Annotated in this window: 18 protein-coding genes; 8 read left to right on the top strand and 10 right to left on the bottom strand. The window is 68.1% G+C overall.

The annotated features are described in order from the left end of the window. Positions 1-44 precede the first annotated feature (44 nt). On the bottom strand, positions 45-1,403 hold the full coding sequence (locus tag C0V75_RS11090) for an ABC transporter substrate-binding protein (protein WP_101921003.1): 1,359 nt from the start codon (positions 1,401-1,403) through the stop codon (positions 45-47). A gap of 36 nt (positions 1,404-1,439) precedes the next feature. After that, positions 1,440-2,216: an SDR family NAD(P)-dependent oxidoreductase gene (locus C0V75_RS11085; protein WP_158241828.1), complete on the bottom strand. Its 777-nt coding sequence runs from the start codon at positions 2,214-2,216 to the stop codon at positions 1,440-1,442. Positions 2,217-2,374: 158 nt separating this feature from the next. Between C0V75_RS11085 and C0V75_RS11080 the strand changes: the two genes are divergently transcribed. The 5 genes from C0V75_RS11080 (at position 2,375) to C0V75_RS11060 (ending at position 7,922) form a co-directional block, all read left to right on the top strand. Further along, the gene (locus C0V75_RS11080) at positions 2,375-3,115 is read left to right on the top strand and encodes an SDR family NAD(P)-dependent oxidoreductase (RefSeq protein WP_101921001.1); all 741 of its coding nucleotides are present in this window, start codon (positions 2,375-2,377) and stop codon (positions 3,113-3,115) included. Next, positions 3,115-3,927, top strand: coding sequence for an IclR family transcriptional regulator (locus C0V75_RS11075; protein ID WP_101921000.1), 813 nt, complete (start codon positions 3,115-3,117; stop codon positions 3,925-3,927). Before C0V75_RS11080 ends, C0V75_RS11075 begins: the two co-directional genes overlap by 1 nt. Before the next feature lie 50 nt (positions 3,928-3,977). Further along, complete coding sequence (locus C0V75_RS11070; protein ID WP_101920999.1) at positions 3,978-4,856, top strand: MBL fold metallo-hydrolase; 879 nt, start codon at positions 3,978-3,980, stop codon at positions 4,854-4,856. A gap of 13 nt (positions 4,857-4,869) precedes the next feature. Continuing rightward, a complete protein-coding gene (locus C0V75_RS11065; RefSeq protein ID WP_101920998.1) occupies positions 4,870-6,666 on the top strand; it encodes a SulP family inorganic anion transporter in 1,797 nt (598 codons plus the stop codon). A gap of 146 nt (positions 6,667-6,812) precedes the next feature. Continuing rightward, the gene (locus C0V75_RS11060) at positions 6,813-7,922 is read left to right on the top strand and encodes a TRAP transporter substrate-binding protein (protein ID WP_101920997.1); all 1,110 of its coding nucleotides are present in this window, start codon (positions 6,813-6,815) and stop codon (positions 7,920-7,922) included. A gap of 228 nt (positions 7,923-8,150) precedes the next feature. Here the strand turns inward: C0V75_RS11060 and C0V75_RS11055 are convergent, their stop codons facing one another. The 4 genes from C0V75_RS11055 to C0V75_RS11040 form a co-directional block, all read right to left on the bottom strand. After that, a complete protein-coding gene (locus C0V75_RS11055; RefSeq protein WP_101920996.1) occupies positions 8,151-8,450 on the bottom strand; it encodes a CcdB family protein in 300 nt (99 codons plus the stop codon). After that, positions 8,443-8,700, bottom strand: coding sequence for a hypothetical protein (locus C0V75_RS11050; RefSeq protein ID WP_143710409.1), 258 nt, complete (start codon positions 8,698-8,700; stop codon positions 8,443-8,445). Before C0V75_RS11050 ends, C0V75_RS11055 begins: the two co-directional genes overlap by 8 nt. A gap of 174 nt (positions 8,701-8,874) precedes the next feature. Continuing rightward, positions 8,875-10,782 carry a TRAP transporter large permease subunit gene (locus C0V75_RS11045; RefSeq protein WP_371410679.1) on the bottom strand — a complete coding sequence of 636 codons (1,908 nt, stop codon included), beginning with the start codon at positions 10,780-10,782 and terminating at the stop codon, positions 8,875-8,877. 9 nt (positions 10,783-10,791) lie between these two features. Next, on the bottom strand, positions 10,792-11,328 hold the full coding sequence (locus tag C0V75_RS11040; RefSeq protein WP_101920994.1) for a TRAP transporter small permease subunit: 537 nt from the start codon (positions 11,326-11,328) through the stop codon (positions 10,792-10,794). 368 nt (positions 11,329-11,696) lie between these two features. On the opposite strand from C0V75_RS11040, the gene C0V75_RS11035 reads away from it, so the two are divergent. Together C0V75_RS11035 and C0V75_RS11030 are read left to right on the top strand one after the other, a co-directional pair. Continuing rightward, positions 11,697-12,482 carry a ZIP family metal transporter gene (locus tag C0V75_RS11035; RefSeq protein ID WP_101920993.1) on the top strand — a complete coding sequence of 262 codons (786 nt, stop codon included), beginning with the start codon at positions 11,697-11,699 and terminating at the stop codon, positions 12,480-12,482. 87 nt (positions 12,483-12,569) lie between these two features. Next, a complete protein-coding gene (locus tag C0V75_RS11030; RefSeq protein WP_101921288.1) occupies positions 12,570-14,000 on the top strand; it encodes a mannose-1-phosphate guanylyltransferase/mannose-6-phosphate isomerase in 1,431 nt (476 codons plus the stop codon). Between the two features lie 30 nt (positions 14,001-14,030). Here the strand turns inward: C0V75_RS11030 and C0V75_RS11025 are convergent, their stop codons facing one another. After that, on the bottom strand, positions 14,031-15,098 hold the full coding sequence (locus tag C0V75_RS11025; RefSeq protein ID WP_101920992.1) for a glycosyltransferase family 4 protein: 1,068 nt from the start codon (positions 15,096-15,098) through the stop codon (positions 14,031-14,033). A gap of 183 nt (positions 15,099-15,281) precedes the next feature. On the opposite strand from C0V75_RS11025, the gene C0V75_RS11020 reads away from it, so the two are divergent. After that, entirely contained in the window at positions 15,282-16,172 is an 891-nt protein-coding gene (locus tag C0V75_RS11020) for a lysophospholipid acyltransferase family protein (protein WP_101921287.1), read from the top strand. Here C0V75_RS11020 and C0V75_RS24075 read toward each other — a convergent pair. From C0V75_RS24075 to C0V75_RS22960, 3 genes are all read right to left on the bottom strand, one after another. Continuing rightward, positions 16,166-17,509 carry a 3-deoxy-D-manno-octulosonic acid transferase gene (locus C0V75_RS24075; RefSeq protein WP_101920991.1) on the bottom strand — a complete coding sequence of 448 codons (1,344 nt, stop codon included), beginning with the start codon at positions 17,507-17,509 and terminating at the stop codon, positions 16,166-16,168. The genes C0V75_RS11020 and C0V75_RS24075 overlap by 7 nt on opposite strands. Before the next feature lie 65 nt (positions 17,510-17,574). After that, positions 17,575-17,718 carry a hemin uptake protein HemP gene (hemP, locus tag C0V75_RS23580; RefSeq protein WP_371410684.1) on the bottom strand — a complete coding sequence of 48 codons (144 nt, stop codon included), beginning with the start codon at positions 17,716-17,718 and terminating at the stop codon, positions 17,575-17,577. An 86-nt stretch (positions 17,719-17,804) separates the two neighbouring features. After that, positions 17,805-17,969: a hypothetical protein gene (locus C0V75_RS22960; RefSeq protein WP_158241827.1), complete on the bottom strand. Its 165-nt coding sequence runs from the start codon at positions 17,967-17,969 to the stop codon at positions 17,805-17,807. Positions 17,970-18,035: the final 66 nt, after the last annotated feature.

The following is an 18,035-nucleotide window of genomic DNA, read 5'->3' as shown; positions in this document are numbered from 1 at the left end:
CCGGAAAGGGGCGGGGCGGCCCGTCCGGGCCGCCCCTCCGAAGATCAACCAGCCGAAAGCTCGCTCGCCCATTGCTGGTATTTCTCGACAAGGTCGGGGTTGAAGTCGCGCCATTCCTGCGCCACCCGCGCGGCCAGCTCGCCCGCCTCCTCGCCCGACATCCCCGCCGTGATGATGTTCTGCCCCGTCGGGATCGCCGCCTGTTCATAGAACTGGCCGGGCATCAGGTTGGTGATGTTGGTGATCGGGTCGCCCTTGCCCCAGCGCGTCCACAGGTCCTTGACCGACGCATCCGTGATCACGCTGTCGTCAAAGCCCGATGCCGCCGGTATCCACCCCGTCGCCTCCCAGAAGCTCGCCAATTGCGCGGGCTGGTTCAGGAAGTTCAGGAAGGACGCCGCCGCCTCCTTCGCCTCGGACCCTGCCGCGATGCCCATGCCCTGCATGTCCACCACCGGGCGGCCTGCCAGCGCGCCCTGCCCGAAGACGGGCAGCACCATGCAGCCGATCCGCCCGTTCGTCGTCTTGGCATCGGCGGGCAACCGCGTGCCGATGGAGGAACAGATGCCCAACTGCCCGTTCACGCAAAGGTCGATGCCGGGATAAAGGCCGAGCGAGGCCATGTCCTTGTTCAGGAAACCCGCATCGCGCAGTTCCTGCAACTTCACCCAATGCTGGTGATAGCGCGGTTCGCGGAAGTCGAGGTCCCCGATGAACAGGTTGACCGCATCCCCCACACTGTCGAGGTTCTGCGACAGGCCGTGCGTGATGTACCACTCCGCCCAATATCCATCCTGCACCCCGCCGCCGAAAGGTTCCACCCCCGCGGTCTTCAGCGCCTCGCAGGCGGCCAGCAACTCGTCCCATGTCGCGGGCGGTGCATCGGCATTCAGGCCGGCTTTGTCGAACAGGTCCTTGTTGTAATACCAGGGCATCGGCAGCGGGTACCATCCCATCCGCCAGACATGGCCGTCAAAGCGCGACAGCGGTCCGTGGTTCGACGCGGCCAGCAATCCGTCATCCATCAACCCGTCCAGATGCGCCAGATAGCCCAGCCAGACGCTTTCCATGTGATAGATGCCGTTCCACAGATATTGCAGGTCCGGCGGTTCGCCCGCCGCCGCCGCCGTCTGGAATTGCGAAATCACGACGGCGGTGTCCTGCAACATCGGCGTCACCTGCGCCTCGGTGAAGGCGGCGATGGCCTTGTCCAGATAGGCCTGCAACCCCGGCAGTTCCTGCTCGCCCCACCACCACATGTCCAGAGTGGGCGTCTGGGCCAGCGCCCGGCCCGCCAGTCCCCCGGTCAGCGTCAGCGCCCCCAGCCCGGCCCCGGCCTGCAACAGGCGGCGGCGGTCCATCATCCCGGCACCAGTGGGCGAGCGTCTTGCGGTCGTCGTCATGTCGTTCTCCCTGTTTGGTCTTGTTGCTTTGTTCACTCAGAAAGTCGCGGTCATTCCCCCGTCCACCACCAGCACCTGACCGGTCATCCACCGGCAGAGCGGCGAGGCAAGGAACACCACCGTCCCGGCCACATCCTCCGGCTCCCCGGCCCGCCGCAGGGGGATGCGCCCCTGTCCGACATACCAGTCGCGGAAGACGGGGGTTTCCGTCTCATCCACCCCGTCCACCACCGCCATCGGGGTGCGCAGGAAGCCCGGCGCCACGGCATTCACAAGGATGCCATGCGGCGCCAGTTCCACCGCCATGGATTTCGTCAGCCCGATCACGCCCCCCTTGGCGGCATTGTAGGACCCGCACATCCCGCTGGAGACGAAGCCCTGCACGGATGAGATATGGATGATCCGCCCGCGCCCCGCCGTCACCATATGCGGCGCGACCAGTTTCGATCCGCGCCAGACGGCCTCAAGATTCACCGCGATGGTGCGGTCCCAATCCTGCTGGCTGTCGTCAAGGATGCTGCGCGGCGGCGGGTTGATCCCGGCATTGTTCACCAGCACGTCGATCCCCCGCCGTGCCGCCACATCCGCCACCAGCGCGGCATAGCCCGCGCCATCCGTCACATCCAGCGCATGGCCCTCCGCCGATCCACCCGCCGCGCGGATCGCCTCTGCCGCCGCCGCCACTGTCTCGGGGTTCAGGTCGATCAGCACCACATGCGCGCCCTCCGCCGCCATCCCGGCGGCGATGCCCCGGCCCAGCCCCTGACCGGCGCCCGTCACAAGACAGGTCAGGCCGGCCAGCAGCCCGCTCACGCGCGGCCTCGGCAGGGTCTGTCGGAAAGGGTCACGCGCGACATCCGTCCCTCCCTCTCCCGTTTTCCGAAATTTCGGAATTGCATCCGGGATTTCGAACAGCGTAAGGTGGACCCAAGCCACGAGTCAAGCAGCGCGACAGGCGCGGAGGGGGACGGATGGACGGCATGGGTCTTGCGGGGCGCGTCGCGGTGGTCACCGGGGGGGCGCAGGGCATCGGCCTCGCCGTCGCCGAACGTCTGGCACAGGCGGGGGCGAAAGTGGCGATCTGGGACATGGACGGCCCATTGGCCGAGGCCGAGGCGGCCCGTCTGGGCGGCCATGCCATCGCACTCGACGTCTCCGATACCGAGGCCACGGCCCGCGCCGCCGCCGCGACCGAGGCCGCGCTTGGCCCTGCCGCGATCCTCGTCACCTCGGCGGGCATTGCAGGCTCCAACGGGCCGGTCGTGGCCTATGACCCGGCCGAATGGCGGCGCATCCTCGACATCAACCTGACCGGCACCTTCAACTGCTGCCGCGCGCTCATCCCGCAGATGCAGGCGCAGGGCTATGGCCGCGTCATCACCATCGCCTCCATCGCCGGGAAAGAGGGCAATCCCAACGCCGCCGCCTATTCCGCGTCGAAGGCCGGGGTCATCGCCCTGACGAAATCGCTGGGCAAGGAACATGCGGGCGAGAATATCGGCGTGAACTGCGTCACCCCCGCCGCCGCCCGCACCCGCATCTTCGACCAGATGAAGCAGGAACATATCGACTACATGCTGTCCAAGATCCCGCGCGGCCGGTTTCTGAAGGTCGAAGAGGCCGCCGCCATGATCCTCTGGCTCGCCTCCGCCGAGAACAGCTTCACCACCGGCGCGGTCTTCGACCTGTCGGGCGGCCGGGCGACCTATTGATGAACCGGCCCGAACCCCTGTCCCGCCCGAGGCCGGAACCCACGGGATCGGGCGCCCGCAGCCTGCGCCGGGCGGTGGGGATGCTGTCCCTGATCCGCAGCCGGGGCGAGGCGCTGACCGTGGCCGAGATGGCCAGCACCCTGTCGATCCCCAAATCCACCGCCTATGACCTTGTCCATGCCATGCTGGACGAAGGCCTGCTGACCCCCGTGGATGGCACCCGCTTCGCGCTGGGCCATCTGCTGCACGAACTCGGGCAGGGCTACCGCGCGCAGGTGGATATCCTGCGCGAAGGCACCCGCATCGTGCAGGCCCTGCGCGACGAGACCGGCGAAACCGTGCAGCTTTCCGCCATGGACGGCCCCTTGATGCATGTGCTGCTGAAACAGGAAGGCTTCCGCGCCGTCCGCATCATCTCCAACACCGGCTCCCGCGTGCCGGTCAACTGGGCGGCTGCGGGGCGGCTCCTCGTCTCCGACCTCGACGATGCCGCCCTGCGGCGGCTCCTCTCCGCCACCGTCGCCCCATCCCCCACCGGACGCGCCGAAACCGACGTGGATCGCCTCATGGCCCAGATCCGCACCTTCCGCGCCCAGGGCCATGCGGTCGAGATCGGCGAGACAAACGAACATGCCGGCTGCCTCGCCGCGCCCGTGCTGGATGCCGAAGGCCATGTCATCGCCGCGCTCAGCCTCGCCGCCCCCGAACAGCGGCTGAACTCGCCCGACCGCGCCATGCTCGTCGCCGCCGTCACCCGCGCCGCCGCCGATCTCGGCGCGGCCCTGCGGCAGGGCAGGGCGCAGCCGTCTTGAGATATTCTATAAAGTGAATATATGGGGGCGGCAGAAGCAGGAGGTCTCTCATGTCGTCCCATTCCCTCTCCCCCCGGCCCGAGGTGCACGGCTTCTTCGACCCCGCCACCAACACCATCAGCTATGTCGTCCGCGATCCCGCCTCCGATGCCTGCGCTGTGATCGATTCCGTCATGGACATCGACTATGCGGCCGGGCGGATCACCTATGACCATGCCGACGAGATCATCGCCTTCATCACCGCCCGTGGCTGGCGCCTCGACTGGCTGATCGAAACCCATGTCCATGCCGACCACCTCTCCGCCGCGCCCTATATCCAGGCGAAACTCGGCGGTAGGATCGGCATCGGCGAAAAGATCACCGAGGTTCAGGAAACCTTCGGCAAGATCTTCAACGAAGGCACCGAATTCCAGCGCGACGGATCGCAGTTCGATGCGCTCTTCAAGGATGGCGACACCTATGCCATCGGCGGCCTCACCGCCCGCGCGATCCACACCCCCGGCCATACCCCCGCCTGCATGACCCATGTCATCGGCGATGCGGCCTTCGTGGGCGATACGCTCTTCATGCCCGATGGCGGCTCCGCCCGCGCCGATTTCCCCGGCGGCGATGCGGGCGAACTCTACGACAGCATCCAGAAGGTGCTGGCACTGCCCGACGAGACACGCCTCTTCATGTGCCACGACTACGGCCCCAATGGCCGCGACATCGCCTGGGAAACCACGGTCGCCGAAGAGAAGGCCCATAACATCCATGTCGGCCAGGGCCGCACGCGGGAAGAGTTCATCCGCTTCCGCACCGAACGCGATGCCTCGCTCGCCATGCCGAAACTCATCATTCCCTCCTTGCAGGTCAACATGCGCGCGGGCGAGATCCCGACCGATGCCTCGGGCCGCCCTATGCTCAAGGTGCCGGTCAACGGTCTCTGAAGGGGCGCAGGCCATGACCCGCGCCCCCCTTGCCCGCTGGCTGCCGATCCTCGACTGGGGGCGGCGCTACGACCGCGCCACCCTGGGCAGCGACCTGCTGGCGGCGGTGATCGTCACCGTCATGCTCATCCCGCAATCGCTCGCCTATGCCCTGCTGGCGGGCCTGCCGCCCGAGGCGGGGCTTTACGCCTCCATCCTGCCGCTGCTGCTCTACACGCTCTTCGGCACCTCGCGCGTGCTGGCGGTGGGGCCTGTCGCGGTGGTGTCGCTGATGACGGCGGCCAGCATCGCGCAGGTGGCCGAGGCGGGCACGGCGGGCTATGCCGTGGCCGCGCTCACGCTGGCCTTCCTCTCCGGCGCGATCCTTCTTCTGATGGGGGTGCTGCGGCTGGGCTTCCTCGCCAATTTCCTCTCCCATCCCGTCGTCGCGGGGTTCATCTCCGCCTCGGGCCTTCTGATCGCGGTCAGCCAGATCGGCGCGCTGACAGGGCTCAAGGCCGAAGGGCATGGCCTTGCCGAACAGCTTGCCTCGCTTGCCCGTCAGGCCGGGCAGATCAACCTGCCCACCCTGGCCATCGGCGCGGCCAGCCTCGCCTTCCTCTTCTGGGTCCGCAAGGGGATGAAACCCCTTCTCCTGCGGGCGGGCCTCGCCCCCCGCATGGCCGATCTCCTCACCAAATCAGGCCCCGTGCTGGCCATTGCGGGCGGCAGCCTTGCCGTCTGGGGCCTTGACCTCACCGCGCGGGGCGTCGCCGTGGTGGGGGCCGTGCCGCAAAGCCTGCCGCCCTTCACCCTGCCCAGCTTCGCCCCCGCGCTTTTGCGCGACCTCCTGCTTCCCGCCGCCCTCATCGCGCTCATCGGCTTCGTCGAATCCGTCTCGGTCGGCCGGACGCTGGCCGCAAAGCGGCGCCAGCGGATCGACCCCGACCAGGAACTCATCGCCCTCGGCGCGGCCAATCTGGGCGCCTCCGTCACCGGCGGCTTTCCCGTCACGGGCGGCTTCGCCCGCTCCGTCGTCAATTTCGACGCCGGGGCCGAAACCCCCGCCGCCGGGGCCTTCACCGCCCTTGGCCTCACGCTGGCCGCCCTCACCCTTACCCCGCTCATCGCCTTCCTGCCCAAGGCCACGCTCGCCGCGACCATCATCCTCGCCGTGCTCTCCCTCGTGGACCTGTCGATCCTCAGCCGCGCCTTTGCCTATTCCCGCGCCGATTTCGCCGCCGTCGCCGCCACCATGGCCGTCACCCTCCTCGCCGGGGTAGAGGCGGGCATCTCTGCGGGCGTCCTCCTCTCGCTGCTTCTCCACCTCTTCCGCACCTCGCGCCCCCATGTCGCCGAAGTCGGCCTTGTTCCGGGGACCGAGCATTTCCGCAACATCCACCGCTTCGCGGTGCAGACCGATCCCGCCATCCTCACCCTGCGCGTGGATGAAAGCCTCTACTTCGCCAATACCCGCCATCTGGAAGACCTGATCCTGACCCGCGTGCCGGGAGACGGCGCGCTGCGCCATGTCGTCCTGATGTGTTCGGCAGTGAACGAGATCGACCTCAGCGCGCTCGAAACACTCGAAAGCCTCGATCATCGCCTGCGCGACATGGGCGTGACCCTGCACCTGTCCGAGGTGAAGGGTCCGGTGATGGATCGCCTGCGCCGGACCGATTTCCTTGCCCATCTCTCGGGCCGGGTCTTCGTTTCGCAATTCGAGGCCTGGTGCAAACTCACCGGCCGCTGCCAGGCGGGCGATCCGCAGCGCCATGCCCGCCCGACCCACCCGATCCGGGGCGAAACAATAAAACAAATGCTTTCTTGAATGTGAAATAAAATTGCGCGCACATCTTCAAATCCTTGCGCATGCTCTCCACATCCCTGCTGCCGCCTGAACCGGGCGGTGTCCTCTGCCGCGCCCGGCCAGGGGGCAGAAACGACGACAGCAACCCAACAGGGAGAGAGCACATAATGGAGAGACGCCAGTTTCTCAGGAATTCCACCCTCGGGGTCGCCGCCGCCGCGGCCGCCACGACCCTCGCAGCCCCCGCCATCGCGCAGACCGTCTTTGAATGGCGCATGGTGCACTCATGGCCGAAGAACCTGCCGGGCGTCGGCGCAGGGGCTGAACGTCTGGCCGAACGCATCACCCGCGCTTCGGGCGGGCGGCTGAAGATCACCCCCTTCGCAGCCGGTGAACTCGTCCCCGCGCTCCAGTGCATGGATGCCGTCATGGATGGCACCGCCGAAATGGGGCATGACGCCTCCTTCTACCATTCGGGCAAGCATCCGGCCTTCTCCATCTTCTTCGCCGTCCCGTTCGGCATGACCGCCGATGAACAACTCGCCTGGTTCCGCTTCGGCGGCGGGCAGGAGTTGTGGGATGAACTGAACGATCAGTTCGGCATCGTCTCCTTCCCGGCCGGCCAGACGGCCTGCCAGTCCTTCGGGTGGTTCAAGAAAGAAATCACCTCGATGCAGGACTTCAACGGCCTGAAGATGCGCATTCCCGGCCTTGGCGGGGAACTCATCAAGAAGGTCGGCGGGTCCGCCGTCGTCATGCCGGCGGGCGAGATTTTCGCCGGTCTGCAATCCGGCGCGATCGACGCGGCGGAATTCATCGGCCCGCTCAACGACCTCGCCCTCGGCTTCCATCAGGTGGCCAAGTTCTGCTACGGCCCCGGCATCCAGGAACCGGGCGGCGCGGTGCAGCTCATGGTCAACAAGGCCAAGTTCCAGGAACTGCCGGAAGACCTGCAACAGGTCATCCGCTCGGCCTGCGCCGAAGGCTATATCGACATGAAGGCAGAATATGACATCCGCTCGGGCGAGGCGATGGCCACGCTGGCGAATGACCATGGCGTGCAGTTCATGCGCCTCCCGAACGAGGTGCTTCAGGGCCTCGGCAATGCGGCGGGCGAGTTGGTGCAGGAATCGATGGATACCGGCGATGACCTGACCAAGCGGGTCTGGCAGTCCTACCTCGCCTCGCGCGCCATGACGATGCGCACCCTCCGCTTCAACGAGCAGGCCTTCCTGAACGCACGGACGCTGGAATTCACCTTCCCCGCCGCGACCTGACCGATTCCTCTGATCGAGGATAAGAAAGGTCCGCAGCCCCGCTGCGGGCCTTTCCTTTTGTACAGTCCGCCAGCCGGGCAGGGCGCGCGGGCGGCCCGCGCCCTCGCCTCCTCTCCGCTTCCGACCAAGATCCCTTCCCCGTCCCGAAGTCGCCAAGGGGAAAGACCCGCAGCATTGCCAGATGCAGCCCATCAGAATTGCCACCGACTGTTGCGGGCGCGATCCCGTCTACAGACCCCACAAGACCGCGTTCAGACCGTCCATCACCCTCGCCCCTTCCTCATCAGACAGGCGATGGACGGGGATGCGATGTCGCACCAGGCGCGCATCCAAAGTCAGCGGCATATGGCTCAACACCCGCCATGTGACGCCCTTGATATCCACGTCCACGGTAAGCTGGCGCAACGCCGGAAAAAGCCCTGCCGGTCGGATCGGAGCGACGATGATCGTGTTGATCTCAAGCAAATGCTCTGCCTGAACAACGACATACAAGGCACGGTCGATGTCGAGGACGTCGAACTTATTCATTCCGTCCCGGATAGTTCATGGCCAGATGAGAGCCGGGAACCCCATCCCTCTCAATCACCTGCGCCTCGTCCGAAAGGGCAGAGGCATTTTCCCGATACCAGGCCGCGGCGCGCGCTTGCGGGCTGCCCGCTGCCATGTCGCTTGCGATGAGCCTCTTGATATACTCGGTGACGCTTTCGCCCTTCATCTCGGCCCATGCCGCCAATGCGAGCTTTTCCTGTGGGTCCATCCGAATGGTCAAATTGCTCATCCCTATCTCCCCCAACAGGACATATGCACTAACAAAGTAGATGACGTGTCGGTGCGATACAAGAGGCGACCCCGGTGTCCGCGCCTGTCGCGCGGACACTCGCATCCTCTGCCGGACGGCATGCGCCAGGCATCGCAGCGGGCCTTTTCCTGTGGCGCTCTGGGCAGGGGGGCGTCAGCCGCCCCCCTCTGTCTCCGGCGCACCACCGTCCAGGTCAAAGGCGCCACCGCCGCCCCCCTCCGTCTCCGGCGCGCCACCGTCCAGGTCAAAGGCCCCGCCACCGCCGCCCTCGCTCTCCGGCGCACCACCGTCGAGGTCAAAGGCACCGCCGCCGCCGCCCTCACCCTCCGGTGCGCCACCGTCAAGGTCGAAGGCACCGCCGCCTTCCCCCTCCGGCGTGCCGCCATCCAGATCGAAGGCCCCGCCGCCCGCATCGCTCTCGGCCCCGCTTTGCTCGGCCGCAGGCTCCGCCGGGGCCACCACAGCCGGGGGCGACCGGAACAGGTAATCCGGCAGCCAGGTCACCGTCTTGGGGAACATGTAAACCACGACCAGCATCGCAAGCTGGATGATCACGAAGGGGATCACCCCGCGATAAATCGTCCCCGTCGAAATCGACTTCGGCGCCACCCCCCGCAGGTAAAACAGCGAAAACCCGAAAGGCGGCGTCAGGAAAGAGGTCTGCAAGTTGATCCCGATCAGCACCCCCAGAAGGATCGGGTCCAGCCCCATCATCAGAAGGATCGGCGCGGTGATCGGCACCACGATGAAAACGATCTCGAAGGTATCAAGGAAGAAGCCCAGCACGAACATGATCGCCATCACCACGATCAGCGCGCCGAGCTGCCCGCCCGGCATGTCCTCCAGCATCCCCTGCACCAGCTCGCCCCCGCCCATCCGCGTGAAGACCAGCGCGAAGGCCGTCGCCCCCAGCAGGATGATAAAGATCATCGAGGTGATCGACATGGTCGATTTGTTCGTGTCGCGGATCACCTCGACAAAGCGCGCGCGCAGCGCCCCCGTCATCAGCACGGCAACAGACCCCACCGCCACCGCCACGATCAGCAGCGTCAGCAGGCCGAAGGCCCCGCCAAAGAAGCCCACCGCCACCAGCACGGCCAGGAACCCCAGCCAGAAGGTCATCAACCGCTTTTCCAGAACCTCGGCATTGCCCGACCCGTCATCCAGGTGATGGTCGGCCAGCATCTTCACGATCATCAGGAAGATCGCGCCCAGCGATCCGACCGACGCGCTCTCCGTCGGTGTCGCCACGCCCGCGATGATCGACCCCAGCACCGCGATGATCAGCGCCATCGGCGGCACCAGCGCCACCACGGCCCGGCGGCCCAGACCGCGCTTTTCCTCCGCCGTCATCGGCAGGGCAGGGCAGGCGGCCGGGTTCATGAAGGCGCGGAAGGCGATGTAGAGGCCGTAAAGGAAGGCCAACGCCATCCCGGGAAAGAAGGCCCCGGCGAACAGATCACCGACCGAGATCGTGTCGGGCGCGAAATTCCCCAGCTCCATCTGCGCCGCCGCATTCGCGCCTTGCAGGATGTCGGCCACGAAGATCAGCACGGTCGAAGGCGGGATGATCTGGCCCAGCGTGCCCGCCGCGCAGATCACCCCCGTCGCGATGCGCGGATCATAGCCCGCCCGCATCATCGCAGGCAGCGACAGCAGGCCCATGGTCACGACCGTCGCCCCCACCACCCCGGTTGACGCGGCAAGCAGCGTGCCCACGATCACCACCGAAAAGCCAAGCCCCCCGCGCAGCGTCCCGAACAACTGCCCCATCGTGGTCAGCAGCACTTCGGCAATGCGCGATTTCTCCAGCACCACGCCCATGAAGACGAACAGCGGCACGGCGATCAGAACCGGGTTCGTGATCACCCCGAAGAACCGGGTGGCCAGCGACGACAGAAGGTTCATGTCGAACGCTCCGACCATCCAGCCGATCACCGCGAAAAGGATCGAAAGCCCGCCCAGGGCGAAGGCCACCAGATAGCCGAACATCAGCGTGCCAAGGATGGCAAGGAAGAACAGCCCGGCCAGAATCTGGCCCAGAACCATGGAATCCATCATGCCCCCCGCTCAGTGGCTGCTGGCGGCCGGGGCGAATTCCTCGCGCCCGCGCAGAACAAGGATCGACCGCGCCACCATCGCCGCCGCCTGCAACAGCACCAGCGCGACGAAGGCCAACAGCGTTCCCTTCAGGATCCAGTAATTCTGCAACCCGCCGGGATTGGGCGAGGCCTCATCGGCGGCCCAGGAATTCTGCACCATGATCCAGAAGGCCCAGGCGCAGACCGCCACAAAAGGCAGCAGGAAGATCACCGTCTGGATCAGGTCCGACAGCGCCCGCCCGCGCGGGGTCCATTTGGAATAGAAGATGTCCACCCGCACGAAGCCGCCGATCACCATCGTATAGCCCGCGCCCAGCACGATCACCGCCGCGTGCTGCCAGACATAAAGGTCCTGCAACCAGGTGAAATTCGTGTTCAGGGCATAGCGCGTATAGACGGTCGCAAAGCAGACGAGGACCGTCCCCAGCGCCATCCAGGACACCACATTTCCGACAATCCGGTTCAGCCCCTCGGCCCACCGGACAAACCCTTCCAACTGCATCATGCTTCCCCCGCTGAACTCGTGCCGCGCATGTCACAGCCGACAAGGCGACCCGCCGCGCGACGCGCGCCGCCGGACCCCCTCACCTGCGGTCCCCGCGGCGACCACCTTTTTCGTCATGGCCAGATGGGAACTGAAACCTGACTTGCAAAGGGATGCTTCGCCCCGGATGCGAAATTTTCTTGCGCAGCCGCCCCATCCACGCGCCATGTTGCTGCGCGGTGACATCCCGCCCCGCCCCGCCGAAGACGGCACCGCGCGGCAAAGCCGGTTGCAGAGGTGCCACCGCACCAGCTTTGCCCCGCGCTGGCCGCTTTTCAAACACAGGCTTCTGCGAATAACTATGATTAAAGGTCACAAGACGGGCGCCCTTGGACACGCTATCCCCCCTCCTTCTCGGCCTGCTGGGCAGTCTTGCCGCAGGCAGCATGACGGCACTTGGCGCGTTGCCCGTGCTGCGCGCGCGGGTGCCTTCCGCCGCCACCCGCGACATGCTGCTCGGCTTTGCCGCCGGGGTCATGCTGGCGGCGGCCTTCTTCTCGCTCATCATTCCCGCGCTGGCACAGGCCGGCATCACCCATGAGGGCCGCGCCATCCCGGCGCTGATCGTCTGCCTCGCGCTGCTGATGGGGATGGGCTGCATCGCCGCGCTGAACGAGGCGCTGCCCCATGAACATTTCGCCGCCGGTCCCGAAGGCCCCATGGCCCCCCGCCTGCGCCGGGTCTGGCTCTTCGTCATCGCCATCACCATCCACAACCTGCCCGAAGGGCTTGCCGTCGGGGTGGGCTTCGGCCAGGGCGGCCTCCAGGGCGGTCTGCCCCTCGGACTGGGGATCGGCCTCCAGAACCTTCCCGAAGGCCTGGCCGTGGCCGTCGCCTTGCGCGGCGAGGGCTATTCCGGCCGCCGCGCCTGGGCTGTCGCCGCCCTGACCGGGCTCGTCGAACCCATCGGCGGCCTCCTCGGCGCCAGCATCGTCACGCTCTCTTCCGCGCTTCTGCCCTGGGGGCTGGCCTTCGCGGCGGGGGCGATGCTCTATGTCATCAGCCACGAGATCATCCCCGAAACCCACCGCTCCGGCCATCAGAACCGCGCCACGCTGGGCCTTTCCGTCGGCCTCGTGGTCATGCTCTTCCTCGATGTCACGCTGGCCGGCTGACCCGCGCCGTCGCGCGGCGGCAAAGGTTGCCACCGCTGCGCGAACCTGCCAACCATGGCACCACCCGAACGGTTCGAGAATATCCCGATGATCCATCCCGTCCTGCTCTGCGGCGGCTCCGGCACCCGCCTCTGGCCACTCTCGCGGAAAAGCTTCCCCAAGCAATTCACCCGCCTGATCGGCGCGGAAAGCCTGTTCCAGGCCTCGGCCCGCCGCCTGTCGGGGCCGGATTTCGCGCCCCCCCTCATCATCACCGGATCGGATTACCGTTTCATCGTCACCGAACAGCTTCTCGCCGCGGGCGTCGATCCCGGCCCGGTCCTGATCGAACCCTCGGCGCGCAACACCGCCCCCGCCGTGCTGGCCGCCGCCCTCCACCTCGCCAGAACCGACCCCGAGGCGGTGATGCTCGTCGCCCCCTCCGATCACGTCGTCCCCGATGCCGCCGCCTTCCGCGCCGCCGTCATGGCGGGCCTGCCCGCCGCCCGCGCGGGCCGCATCGTCACCTTCGGCATCCGCCCCACCCGCGCCGAAACCGGCTATGGCTGGCTGGAACTCTCCGCCCCCGCGCAGGACGGGCAGGCCATCGCCCTCACCCGCTTCGTCGAGAAACCGCCCCGCGACAAGGCCGAGGCGATGCTCGCCGCCGGCAACTACCTGTGGAATGCGGGCATCTTCCTCTTCACCGCCCGCACCATCCTGGCCGCCTTCACCGAACACGCGCCCGCCCTCCTGCCCCCGGTCACTGCCGCGGTGGACAAGGCGCAGGCCGATCTGGGCTTCCTCCGCCTCGCGCCCGAGCCATGGTCGGGCGCCGAGGCGATCTCCATCGACTATGCCGTGATGGAACGCAGTTCCAACCTCGTCGCCGTGCCTTTCGGCGCGGGCTGGTCAGATCTCGGCGGCTGGGATGCCGTCGCCGCCGAAATGCCGCATGACGCGCAGGGCAATGCGCTGGGCGGGGCCGCCACCGCCATCGGCTGCACCGATACCCTCCTGCGCTCCGAGGATGACCGCGTGGAACTCGTCGGCATCGGGCTGGAGGGCATCATCGCCATCGCCACCCCTGACGCCGTCCTCGTGGCCCACAAATCCCGCGCGCAGGAGGTGAAGAAGGCGGTCGAGGTGCTTCAGGCCAAGGGCGCGAAACAGGCCGAACATTTCCCCCGCGACCACCGCCCCTGGGGCTGGTTCGAAACGCTGGCGCTCTCCGACCGCTTTCAGGTCAAGCGCATCGTGGTCAAACCCGGCGCCGCACTCTCGCTGCAATCGCATATGCACCGGTCGGAACACTGGATCGTCGTCACCGGCACCGCCCGGGTGACGGTGGATGACAGCGTCCGCCTCGTGACCGAGAATGAAAGCGTCTATATCCCGCTGGGGGCGAAACACCGGATGGAAAACCCCGGCAAGGTGCCGATGATCCTGATCGAGGTGCAGACCGGCAGCTATCTCGGCGAGGATGACATCATCCGCTATGAGGATGTCTATGCACGGGGCCAGGGCGCGAAAGGGTAGGGTGCGTGCTTGCACGCACCACCCCGCAGCCTAGCCCCGCGCCCAGAGCGCCTCATAGATCGCGGCGATCCCCGCCGCCTCGCCCTCGATGCTGAAGATGCGTTCCGCCCGCGCCCTTGCGCGCGCCGACAGCGCCGCCCAATTCGCCGCATCGCCCAGCGCCCAGCGCACGCCCTCGGCCACCGCCGCCACATCTTCCAGCGGCACGATCCGCCCCGCCTCTTCCGGGTTCCCCGGATCGCCCACGCATTCCGCGAAATGCCCCGTCGCCGTCGCCACGATGGGCAGGCCGCAGGCCATCCCTTCCAGCGGCGTCACCCCGAAGGGCTCATAGCGCGGCGTCGCGCAGAGAAGCCGCGACCCTTTCAGGATCGTCAGCAGCGCCTCATCCGAAATGCTGCCCGAAAAGAAGATGCGCCCTTCCATCCCCGCCGCTGCGATCTCGGCCTTCATCTTGGCCAGAAAACCCTGATCTTCGGGCTTGGCCAGCCCCACCAGCACCGCCACAGCCCCCGGCAGATCGGGCAGCGCCCGGATCATCGCCTTGACGAAGATGTCACTTCCCTTTGAGGGCCGGATGCGCCCCACCGTCACGATCCCGTAAGTCCCCGGAAAGCCTGTCTTCGCCCATTCCGCGGCCCGATCTTCCGGCGGGCAGAAACGCCGCGTATCCACCCCATGCGGGATCACCGCATCATGCCGCCCCACGCAGCGCGCCGCCTCGTCGCTCGTCGCGATGATCCGGTCCATGCGCGAAATCAGAAAGCGCGGCCAGGCCGAATGCCGATGCTTCGCGGCCGAGGTAAAGACCGTCCGGATCGGCAGCCGCAGCACGTCGCGCGCCAGGATGGCAAGCTGCATCTCGGTATTCCGCCGCACATGCCAGATCGCGAAGGGCCGCCCCTCCGGCTTCTGCCGCGCCAGCCGCAGCGCCGCGCGCTTGGTGATCGGTTCAGGCAGACCCGGCAGCCCCACCCCGACCAGCACGCTGCGATAGCGCCCCATATGCTGCTGCATCACCGCCCGCAGGGTCGAAGAGACACCGGTGAACCGCTTGTTGAAATTGGTCACGTAAACTTCGGGCGCCTGATCCGTCATCCGCCTGTCCTGCCTGCTGCTCCGGCCCCGCCTGCGGGGCTGGCCTCATAGACCGCGCTTCCGATGCCCTGTCAACGCGCCGCGCCCGCCGGGCCCCGTCCCCTGCGGGTTGTGGCGCGGCAAGGGCGCGGCTATATCTCGCCCCGGTCCGGGGGCCGCCGCCCCCGCCATGCGGAACCGGAAATGGCGCTGATCCAGAGCAGGGGAAAAAGGCTGGCCGACTGGCTCACCGATCGGATGATCCGGGCCGCGCTCTGGCTTGTCCTGCGCCTGCCCTTCGAGTCCCGCCGCCGCCTCGCCGCCGCCCTCATCGCCCATGTGGTGGCCCCGCTCGCAGGCTGGCGCCGCCGCATCCGCGACAACCTCGCCCTCGTCCGCCCCGACCTGCCCGACGCCGAACGCCGCCGCCTCGAACGCGCGGTGCCGCGCAGCATCGGCCGCACCCTGGCCGAACTCTATTCCGGCCCCGATTTCGTCGCCCGCGTGGCGCGCGAACCGCTGCAAGGCCCCGGCGTCCCCGCGCTGGAAGAGGCGCATCGCACGGGCCGGCCCGTCCTCCTCGTCACCGGCCATCTGGGCAATTACGACGCCATCCGCGGCGGCCTCATCGCGCGCGGCTACCGGGTGGGCGGCCTCTACCGCCCGATGGACAATGCCTTCTTCAACGAACATTACGTCGCCGCCATCTCGCGCATCGGCACGCCGCTCTTCCCGCGCGGGCGCAAGGGCCTGGCCGAGATGATCCGCTTCCTGAAAGGCGGCGGCATGGTCGGCGTGGTGCTGGATCAGTCGATGGGGGACGGGGCGATGCTCTCCTTCTTCGGCCAGCCTGCGCTCACCTCCCTCTCACCCGCCGAAATGGCGCTGCGCTACGATGCGCTGGTCCTGCCCACCTACGGCCTGCGCCGCCCCGATGGCGGCTTCGACCTGCGGATCGAGGCGCCGATCCCCCATTCCACCGCAGAAGAGATGACCCAGGCCCTGAACGACAGCCTCGAAGCCCAGGTCCGCACCCATATGGACCAGTGGCTCTGGACCCACCGCCGCTGGAAGATGTCGAACCGCCTCTACTGAGGCGCGCCCCGCAGGGCCAGGCAGGACAGGATCATCCCCGCCGTCGCCGCCACCCCATCCGCCTCGGCCTCCAACACCCCGCGCGCGGCATGAACCATCGCCCCGCGCCGCGCCGGGTCCTCCCACAGCCCCGCCACCGCCTGCGCCAGCGCCGCGCCATCGGCCACCTCGGCCGCCCCGCCCGCCGCGCCCAGCCGCGCGTAAAGGTCGGCGAAATTCCCCACCCCCGGCCCATGCAGGATCGCCGATCCCATCACCGCGGGTTCATAGGCATTATGCCCCCCCACATCCGCCACCAGCGACCCGCCCAGAAAACTGACCGGGGCCAGCGCGAACCACAGCCCCATCTCGCCCAGCGTATCGGCCAGATAGACCTCCGCCCCCTCCGGCCCTTCCCCCAGCGACCGCCGCGCCACCGTCAGCCCCGCCGCCCGCATCACCTCTGCCACCGCCTCCGCCCGCGCCGGATGGCGTGGCGCAAGGATCAGCCGCGCCCCCGGCACCGCCGCGCGCAGGGCAAGCTGCGCCGCCGCCACCGCCTCCTCCTCCCCCGCATGGGTCGAGGCTGCCAGCCACAAAGGCGCCTCCCCGAAGACCGCCGCCAGCCGCGCCCGCTCGCCCTCATCCACCGCCAAAGGCTCCGCCGCCCGCTTTAGCGTGCCCAGCACCCGCACCCGCCCCGGATCCGCCCCCAGCGACACCAGCCGCGCCGCCATCGCCGCATCCGGCGCCCCGATCACCGTGAAATGCCCCAGCAGCGCCCGCGCCACCCCCCGCGCCCGGCTCCAGCGTGCCGCCGACCGATCGGATATGCGCGCATTGGCCAGAACCAGCGGCACGCCCCGCGCCACCACCGCCCGCATCAGCCGGGGCCAGAACTCGCTTTCCACCAGCACCGCCACATCCGGCCGCCAATGGTCCAGAAACCGCCGCACCGGGCCGGGCAGGTCCAGCGGCAGGAATTGCAGGATCACCCCCTCCGGCACCCGCTCCGCCAGCAGCCGCGCCGCCGTCACCGTCCCGCAGGTCAGCAGGACCGTCGCCCCCGCCCGCCCCGCGCGCAGCGCCTTGACCAGCGGCAGCACCGACAGCCCTTCGCCCACGCTCACCGCATGCAGCCAGATCACCTCGCCCGCAGGCCGCGCCGCCCCCGCCACGCCCAGCTTCTCGCGCCAGCGCGCCTCATCCTCCTTGCCCCGCCCCCGCCGCCAGCGCAGCAGCAGCGGCGCAAAAGGCGCCAGCGCCCAGGTCACCCCGCGCCACAGCGCCAGCGCGGGCGCATCGGGCAGCGAAGACGGGGGCCCAGACGAAGAGGGCAGGGGGGAAGGATCGCTCATGCCCGACCCTTACACCGCCATCCCCGCCCTGTCACGGCGGTGCCACGGCGGCGTCACCGCAGCCGTTACTTCGTCAGGATCAGCTTGCCCGCCCGCGTGATGCGCAGCGCATAGACCTGCCCATCCAGCGCGATCCGCGCCTGCACGCCCCCTTTCGTCAGCACCCGCGCATCATGCAGCGGGGCCGCCTCCAGCGCCGACCGGGGCAGGGCCGGGGCAAGGCGCACATCGCCCGCCGGGGCAGGGCGCAGCGCCGTCCCGGCAAGGGTCAGGCGGCGGGGATCGGAATGCAGCGTCATGCCCGCCCCTCCACCCGGTCGAACAAGGTCTCAAGCGCAAGGCCGGCGCTCATCGGCAACCAGTCGCTGACGGCAAGCCGCAGCCATTCGCCCGCCTCGGGACGGGCGGCATGCTGCGCCTCGGGCGCGGGGGGCAGGGCAGGGAACGGGGATCGGATCATGGGACCGGCTCTCTCTGGGCAAGGGGAAAGGGGCACCGGGCTGACCACAGGGTCTGGCTGAGCGTC

The organism is Tabrizicola sp. TH137, assembly GCF_002855575.1.
Taxonomy (GTDB): domain Bacteria; phylum Pseudomonadota; class Alphaproteobacteria; order Rhodobacterales; family Rhodobacteraceae; genus Paragemmobacter.
Note: the sequence above shows the minus strand (reverse complement) of the source record. Positions and strands in the feature narration are given on the sequence as shown.

Bases quoted from the DNA above. Each gene is read 5' to 3' on its own strand.
- C0V75_RS11090 (WP_101921003.1), bottom strand. From the start codon at position 1,403: ATGACGACGACCGCAAGACGCTCGCCCACTGGTGCCGGGATGATGGAC.
- C0V75_RS11080 (WP_101921001.1), top strand. From the start codon at position 2,375: ATGGACGGCATGGGTCTTGCGGGGCGCGTCGCGGTGGTCACCGGGGGG.
- C0V75_RS11075 (WP_101921000.1), top strand. From the start codon at position 3,115: ATGAACCGGCCCGAACCCCTGTCCCGCCCGAGGCCGGAACCCACGGGA.
- C0V75_RS11070 (WP_101920999.1), top strand. From the start codon at position 3,978: ATGTCGTCCCATTCCCTCTCCCCCCGGCCCGAGGTGCACGGCTTCTTC.
- C0V75_RS11065 (WP_101920998.1), top strand. From the start codon at position 4,870: ATGACCCGCGCCCCCCTTGCCCGCTGGCTGCCGATCCTCGACTGGGGG.
- C0V75_RS11060 (WP_101920997.1), top strand. From the start codon at position 6,813: ATGGAGAGACGCCAGTTTCTCAGGAATTCCACCCTCGGGGTCGCCGCC.
- C0V75_RS11055 (WP_101920996.1), bottom strand. From the start codon at position 8,450: ATGAATAAGTTCGACGTCCTCGACATCGACCGTGCCTTGTATGTCGTT.
- C0V75_RS11050 (WP_143710409.1), bottom strand. From the start codon at position 8,700: ATGAGCAATTTGACCATTCGGATGGACCCACAGGAAAAGCTCGCATTG.
- C0V75_RS11045 (WP_371410679.1), bottom strand. From the start codon at position 10,782: ATGATGGATTCCATGGTTCTGGGCCAGATTCTGGCCGGGCTGTTCTTC.
- C0V75_RS11040 (WP_101920994.1), bottom strand. From the start codon at position 11,328: ATGATGCAGTTGGAAGGGTTTGTCCGGTGGGCCGAGGGGCTGAACCGG.
- C0V75_RS11030 (WP_101921288.1), top strand. From the start codon at position 12,570: ATGATCCATCCCGTCCTGCTCTGCGGCGGCTCCGGCACCCGCCTCTGG.
- C0V75_RS11025 (WP_101920992.1), bottom strand. From the start codon at position 15,098: ATGACGGATCAGGCGCCCGAAGTTTACGTGACCAATTTCAACAAGCGG.
- C0V75_RS11020 (WP_101921287.1), top strand. From the start codon at position 15,282: ATGGCGCTGATCCAGAGCAGGGGAAAAAGGCTGGCCGACTGGCTCACC.
- C0V75_RS24075 (WP_101920991.1), bottom strand. From the start codon at position 17,509: ATGAGCGATCCTTCCCCCCTGCCCTCTTCGTCTGGGCCCCCGTCTTCG.
- C0V75_RS22960 (WP_158241827.1), bottom strand. From the start codon at position 17,969: ATGATCCGATCCCCGTTCCCTGCCCTGCCCCCCGCGCCCGAGGCGCAG.